This is a genomic window from Paenibacillus tabacirhizosphaerae (assembly GCF_040812395.1).
Lineage (GTDB): Bacteria > Bacillota > Bacilli > Paenibacillales > NBRC-103111 > Paenibacillus_E.
In genome coordinates, this window is sequence record NZ_JBFNXH010000067.1 from 1 (window position 1) to 1,267 (window position 1,267).

The following is a 1,267-nucleotide window of genomic DNA, read 5'->3' on the forward strand; positions in this document are numbered from 1 at the left end:
GTGGGTGAAGTACTCAATAATTGGGACGCTACCTATACGTATAAGAAAAATGGGCTGCTCGATGTGATTACGCAGAAGAATGGTAATAAAAATAGTTATACGTATGAGGGTACTAACCTTACTGAAGTCAAACAAACGAAATATGACGGTACTAACCTGAATGTGTTCGGTTATGGTTATGACAATAATAACAACCAAACAAGCAAAAGGGAAAATGGCGCATTGTTTTCGTTTACTTATGATAAGTTGAACCGGATTGAGACTTCGAGCCAGTTCAATGAGCAGTATACGTATGATACTCGCGGAAACCGACAAACGCTGCAAAGCAACAACTTGATGAATCTGAACGGAATAAGCTATACGTATGATGATCGCAATCGTCTTACTCAAGTCAATACGGTTGATGGCAAGAACATATCGTATCGTTACAATGGTGACGGGTTGTTGTATGAGCGTATGGAAAACGGGACAACGACCCGTTATTACTATGACGGTCCTAATATGATTGCTGAAGGAACCGTTAATTCACAAATAGTAGACAATACTTCTGCCTCTATTCAATATACAGGCACATGGTTTGATACAAGTATGACGGGGGATTACTATGGTACCTCTAAGGCAAGTTTAACAGCCAATGATAGTGCCCAATTTAGTTTCACAGGAAGCTCGATTGCAATAGCCCTTCGTAAAGGTCCTGGCGGCGGTATGTACGATATTGTTTTGGACGGAGTAACAGTGGTTTCTAACGGAGACACGTATAGTGCGAATCGATATTTTCAATCAATTGTCTATAGCAATAGTTCATTAATCAATGGTACTCATACGATTAAGGTAATAGTGAAGGGCACAAAGAATCCGGCAGCTTCTACTTATGGAGTCAATATTGACTACATTGCTTATGGGGACGGATCTGCTTCTTTGAAAGCTCGTTATATGCGTGGGCAAGGTCTTGTAGCCCGTGTGGACAGTTATGGTAATAAATTATATTATCAACATAATGGTCATGGAGATGTTATTGGATTAACTGATGGCACAGGAGCAATGTTAGACTCATACACATATGACATGTGGGGCAATCCGCTGACAACGCAAGAAACAGTAGCGCAGCCATTCCGATATAGTGGAGAGTATTACGATAGTACAACTGGACTTCAATATCTACGTGCTAGATGGTATGATCCAAGTGTTGGGCGGTTTATTAGTGAAGATAGCTATGAAGGGCAGATTGATAATCCGCTGAGTTTGAATCTTTATACGTATGTGAGTA

General features: G+C 40.5%; 1 protein-coding gene. It reads left to right on the forward strand.

What is annotated here, in order from left to right:
- A partial coding sequence (locus ABRS97_RS27975; protein WP_367819449.1) for an RHS repeat-associated core domain-containing protein occupies positions 1-1,267 on the forward strand: 1,267 nt, incomplete at both ends.